This window comes from Acinetobacter sp. GN11 (assembly GCF_054823985.1).
Genome location: NZ_JRVL01000226.1, coordinates 1 through 5,167, shown reverse-complemented (window position 1 = coordinate 5,167; position 5,167 = coordinate 1). Strand labels below are relative to the sequence as shown.

Below are 5,167 nucleotides of genomic sequence, written 5' to 3'. Positions count from 1 at the left end.
AAACCGGCTATATAAAATAACCGGTTTTTTTAAATTAAACCCTAACGGGAATTATTTATAACGATCAACCATTTTCTCTAAAGAAATTGGACGGATCTTGTCAGCATTTCCAGCTGTACCAAATGCTTCATAACGATCAACACAAATTTGCTTCATTGTATCAACTGTTTTAGCAAAGTATTTGCGTGGATCAAACTCAGATGGATTCTCAGCCAAAAACTGACGAATCGCACCAGTTGAAGCTAAACGTAAGTCAGTATCAATGTTGATTTTACGTACGCCATGTTTGATTGCTTCTACAAGCTGCTCAACAGGTACACCATAAGTTTCGCCGATATTACCGCCGAACTCATTGATTACCTTTAACCATTCTTGTGGAACAGAACTCGAACCATGCATTACAAGGTGAGTATTTGGTAATGCCGCATGAATTTCTTTAATGCGGTCAATTGCCAAGATATCGCCTGTAGGTGGACGCGTAAATTTATACGCACCGTGTGAAGTACCAACTGCAATTGCTAGTGCATCAACATTTGTATCAGCAACGAACTGAGTCGCTTCTTCAACAGAAGTTAAAAGTTGTGAATGGTCAAGTACACCTTCTGCACCCACACCATCTTCTTCACCAGCCATACCAGTTTCAAGGCTACCTAAACAGCCAATCTCACCTTCGACAGAAACACCACATGCATGTGCTAAAGCAACAACATTACGAGTTACATCAACATTGTATTCGTAAGATGTAGGTGTTTTACCGTCTACACCTAATGAACCGTCCATCATCACCGAGCTAAAGCCAAGCTGAATTGAACGCTGACAGATATCAGGGCTTGTACCATGATCTTGGTGCATTACCACTGGAATATGTGGCCATTCTTCAATTGCAGCCAAAATAAGATGGCGTAAGAATGGAGCGCCTGCATATTTGCGAGCTCCAGCTGATGCTTGAACAATTACAGGTGAATTGGTTGCATCCGCGGCAAGCATGATTGCGCGCATTTGTTCTAAGTTATTTACGTTAAATGCTGGTACGCCGTAGTTATGTTCAGCAGCGTGATCCAAGAGCTGGCGCATTGAAATGAGTGCCATAATATCCTCCCAGGTAGTGCGGGTTATTCTACCCTTTCATTTATTTCAATTCAGCAACAAATCACAGTATTTCAAAAAAAATCCCCGCATATGCAGGGATTTTTTAACAAAAAACAACAAATTAATGTGTTTCTGAAGCAGCAGCCTCACTTGGTGCACTACCTTCAACCACATCGGTATTCTTTTCATCTAAAACTGGCTTATCAATCGCATCAATTGCTGCTTGTTGCTCAGGTGTTACTTTTTCAGAAACAGCCGTAGAAGCTGCTGATTCTTGTCCAGCCTGAGATGCTTCATCTTTCTTAGCACAAGCAGTCAACATCATCGGTACAATTAACAGAGCAGCAAATGTAAGCTTTAAATTCATCACTATTGTCCACAGTTGGTGATTTAATGCTCGCTATTTTATTGCAGATATATGACAGTTTTATGACCTATGCATGAAAAAGGGACTGGTTACCCAATCCCTTCTTATTTTTAGATAACGGTATTAAGCACGCTCAAGTAAAACAGCGACTGCTGGCAAAGTCTTTCCTTCAACAAATTCAAGGAATGCACCACCACCTGTAGAAATATAACCAATTTGATCAGCAACGTTATATTTATCAATCGCAGCTAAAGTATCTCCGCCACCAGCAATCGAGAAACCAGCAGATTGTGCAACAGCTAAAGAAAGTGCTTTAGTACCTTCACCAAACTGATCAACTTCAAATACGCCTACAGGACCATTCCAAAGAATCGTTTTTGAGGTAGTTAAAATATTTGCAAATGCTTTAGCTGTTTCAGGACCAACATCTAAAATCATGTCGTTTGATGTTACATCTTCTACTTTCTTCACAACTGCTTGCGCTGCTGCTAAAGAACCCAAGAAATCTTCAAAATTAATTTGCGAAGCATCCGCAACTACCACATCTGTAGGAAGTGGAACACTTACTTTAGCTGCAATTTGTTTTGCAGTTTCAATCAAGTCAGCTTCGTATAATGATTTACCAACATTAAACCCAGCAGCTGCCAAGAATGTATTTGCAATACCACCGCCAACGATAAGTTGATCACAAATACTAGAAAGTGAGTTTAGAACATCAAGTTTAGTTGAAACTTTAGAACCTGCAACAATTGCAACCATTGGTTTTTCAGGAGTTTGCATTGCACGGCCTAGTGCATCTAACTCAGCTGCCAATAAAGGGCCAGCTGCTGCTACAGGAGCAAAACGAGCTACACCTTCAGTAGACGCTTCTGCACGGTGAGCAGTACCAAATGCATCCATTACAAATACATCGCATAATGCAGCATACTTTTGTGCAAGCTCTGGATTATTTTTCTTTTCGCCATGGTTAAAGCGTACATTCTCAAGCAATACAACTTGACCAGCTTCAACTTCTACGCCATCTAGGTAATCAGTTAACAATTTAACTTCTTGACCCAATACTTCTGTTAAATAAGCAGCGACTGGTGCAAGTGATTGTTCCGGCTTTGGTTCACCTTCAACAGGACGACCTAGATGTGAAAACACCATCACAGCTGCGCCTTTTTCTAAAGCAGCTTTGATAGTCGGTAACGCTGCACGTAAGCGAGCATCGCTAGTAATCACACCATTTTTGACAGGAACGTTTAAATCTTCACGAATAAGGACGCGTTTACCTGTTAAGTTAAGGTCAGTCATACGCTGAAAATTCATGTAAAGCTCTCTTTATGATTTTAAAAACGCGCCAATTTTAAATGATTACATCAAAAAAGGTTAGTTTTTTTGCATAAAAGCTGTAGAAAGCCTGAGTTTTGATTATGATAGAGATAGTCATTTGATATTTCATCCATTATGTCTATTCATCCAGATCCACAAATCAATCGTTTAAATGTTTTAGGGGAACCTTTAGCAAGCTGTTGTTTCGACCCTATTACTGGCTATTTTAGAAATGGCTTTTGCCACACAGCAGTCACAGACCTTGGTCAGCATACTGTATGTGCGCAAATGACCTCTGATTTCTTAAATTTTTCACAAAAAATTGGGAATGATCTTATTACCCCTTTACCAGAAGTAGATTTCCCAGGCCTAAAGCCCGGTGATTTCTGGTGTATCTGTGTAACTCGTTGGGTAGAAGCTTATCAAGCTGGTCAAGCCCCTCCCATCAAAATACATGCATGTCATCAAGCTGTATTAAGCTATGTGCCTTTAGATGTTTTAATGGAATTTGCAGTGTAATGGTACAGCCACAAATTATTTTGGCATCAAGCAGTCAAACACGCAAAGCCTTAATGGATCGCCTAGGGATTAACTATATCTGTGTGAGTCCAGATATTGATGAGAGCCCTCGCAATGAAACCCATGCAGATGAACTTGCGCAAAGATTAGCTTTCACCAAAGCTCAAGTAATTGCTGTACAAAACCCACATGCAATTATTATTGGTTCCGATCAAGTCGCATGGCGAGAACACGCCCCTAATGACTTTATTGGTAAACCGATGAGCATTGAAAATGCCAAAATACAGTTAGCAGAAAACTCAGGTCGAACTGTTTTTTTTAGTACTGCACTCAGTGTGCAATGGCTTGAGAGAAATTTTGAGCAAACACTTGTTGAACATTACCAAGTTAAATTCCGAACCCTAACTCAAGCTGAAATTGAACGATATATTACATTAGATCAACCACTCCATTGTGCGGGTAGCTTTAAGTGTGAAAGTTTAGGAATTAGTTTGTTCGAAAAAATGACAGGCCAAGATCAAACGACTCTTATGGGCTTACCAATGATTCAACTTTGCCATATTTTAAGGCAGCTTAGCCTCCAGATCCCTTAATTTTAGATATTTTTATAAATAGGTTATTTCCATGACAGAACCCTTAACAGTTTTAGGTGGTATTACTGCTGAACAATTTTTAGCAGAATATTGGCAGAAAAAACCTTTACTGGTACGTAACGGGTTGCCAGAAATTGTCGGTCTTTTAGAACCCCAAGATGTGCAAGAACTTGCTTTAGAGGAACATGCAAGTGCTCGACTCATTCGCCAAAAAGATAAAAATCCAAATGAATGGCATGTTAAGTCTTCACCTTTAACTAAGGGTGACTTTCAAAAGTTACCAAAACTATGGACGCTTTTAGTACAAGCTGTAGACCACTACTCTTTTGATCTTTCTGAGCTTTGGAAAAAATTTCCATTTATTCCTCAATGGCGCCGCGATGACATTATGGTCTCTTACGCTCCTAAAGGTGGTTCAGTAGGAAAACATTTTGATTTTTATGATGTATTTCTAGTTCAGGGTCACGGACACCGTCGCTGGCAGTTAGGACAAATGTGCGATGCAAATACGGCATTTGTAGCAAATCAACCATTAAAACTTCTGCCAGAAATAGATGTGCAATTTGATGAAGTTTTAGCACCTGGTGATTTACTATATGTTCCACCCGGAATGGCACATTATGGCGTTGCCGAAGACGATTGCCTCACGTTCTCATTTGGCTTTCGCATGCCAAACGTTGCAGGAATGATGGAACGTATTAGCGATCAATTTTCAGCTAATACTTTATTGCAAAACCCTGTTTTAGACATCGCGCGTAAACAAATGAGCCAAATTGGTGAAATTAACGCAACCGAACTAGGTCACCTAAAAGACTTAGTATTGGCTCAATTACAAGATTCAGCAGCACTTGATGCCGCTATCATGTCTTATATGAGTGAACCCAAATATCCGGATAATATTCCAGAAGCTGATGAAATCGAAGCCGATGACTTGAAAGAAATCTTACAAGAAGGATACGAGGTTCTTTTAGAACCAGCCTCTCGACTACTTTATACAGAGCAAGACGAAACCCTAAACTTTTGGGGAAATGGTGAAGCTCTATTTATAGCTGAGTCTTTTGGGCAAAAATTAAAATCGATTGCTAATGGAGAGAGCCTGCCATTCGATAGCCAATTTAATGATAATGAAATACTAGAGAACGTTGCTCACTTATTAAATGAATCTATTCTTATGCTTTTGCCTCCTGCAGAGTAAATGTCTTAATAAAAGTAGATTTTTTCATGAAAGTGGAAAAATCTACTTTTTAAATTAACAACCGAACTCAAAATATATACGACTACTATT

The 5,167-nt window shown here is 39.5% G+C and carries 6 protein-coding genes; 3 read left to right on the top strand and 3 right to left on the bottom strand.

Going from position 1 to position 5,167, the window contains the following annotated elements; all coding sequences use genetic code 11:
• Nucleotides 1-51: 51 nt before the first annotated feature.
• The 3 genes from fba to NL42_RS16775 all read right to left on the bottom strand — a co-directional run bounded on the left by fba (nt 52) and on the right by NL42_RS16775 (nt 2,767).
• Entirely contained in the window at nt 52-1,089 is a 1,038-nt protein-coding gene (fba, locus tag NL42_RS16785; protein ID WP_016138320.1) for a class II fructose-bisphosphate aldolase, read from the bottom strand.
• 121 nt (nt 1,090-1,210) lie between these two features.
• Nucleotides 1,211-1,456 carry a hypothetical protein gene (locus NL42_RS16780; protein WP_005041128.1) on the bottom strand — a complete coding sequence of 82 codons (246 nt, stop codon included), beginning with the start codon at nt 1,454-1,456 and terminating at the stop codon, nt 1,211-1,213.
• Between the two features lie 123 nt (nt 1,457-1,579).
• The gene (locus NL42_RS16775; RefSeq protein ID WP_461313609.1) at nt 1,580-2,767 is read right to left on the bottom strand and encodes a phosphoglycerate kinase; all 1,188 of its coding nucleotides are present in this window, start codon (nt 2,765-2,767) and stop codon (nt 1,580-1,582) included.
• A gap of 138 nt (nt 2,768-2,905) precedes the next feature.
• On the opposite strand from NL42_RS16775, the gene NL42_RS16770 reads away from it, so the two are divergent.
• Genes NL42_RS16770 through NL42_RS16760 form a run of 3 tightly spaced genes read left to right on the top strand, consistent with a single transcriptional unit; the run spans nt 2,906 to nt 5,077 of the window.
• A complete protein-coding gene (locus NL42_RS16770; protein WP_003651438.1) occupies nt 2,906-3,289 on the top strand; it encodes a DUF2237 family protein in 384 nt (127 codons plus the stop codon).
• Nucleotides 3,289-3,882 (top strand): Maf family protein, encoded by a 594-nt coding sequence (locus NL42_RS16765; protein WP_461313608.1) that lies wholly within the window; start codon nt 3,289-3,291, stop codon nt 3,880-3,882. The genes NL42_RS16770 and NL42_RS16765 overlap by 1 nt, the downstream gene beginning before the upstream one ends.
• 31 nt (nt 3,883-3,913) lie before the next feature.
• Nucleotides 3,914-5,077 (top strand): ribosomal protein uL16 3-hydroxylase, encoded by a 1,164-nt coding sequence (locus tag NL42_RS16760; RefSeq protein ID WP_461313607.1) that lies wholly within the window; start codon nt 3,914-3,916, stop codon nt 5,075-5,077.
• The last annotated feature ends 90 nt before the right edge of the window (nt 5,078-5,167 follow it).

Coding starts and splice junctions, on each gene's coding strand:
- NL42_RS16775 (WP_461313609.1), bottom strand. CDS start 2,767: ATGAATTTTCAGCGTATGACTGACCTTAACTTAACAGGTAAACGCGTC.
- fba (WP_016138320.1), bottom strand. CDS start 1,089: ATGGCACTCATTTCAATGCGCCAGCTCTTGGATCACGCTGCTGAACAT.
- NL42_RS16760 (WP_461313607.1), top strand. CDS start 3,914: ATGACAGAACCCTTAACAGTTTTAGGTGGTATTACTGCTGAACAATTT.
- NL42_RS16765 (WP_461313608.1), top strand. CDS start 3,289: ATGGTACAGCCACAAATTATTTTGGCATCAAGCAGTCAAACACGCAAA.
- NL42_RS16780 (WP_005041128.1), bottom strand. CDS start 1,456: ATGAATTTAAAGCTTACATTTGCTGCTCTGTTAATTGTACCGATGATG.
- NL42_RS16770 (WP_003651438.1), top strand. CDS start 2,906: ATGTCTATTCATCCAGATCCACAAATCAATCGTTTAAATGTTTTAGGG.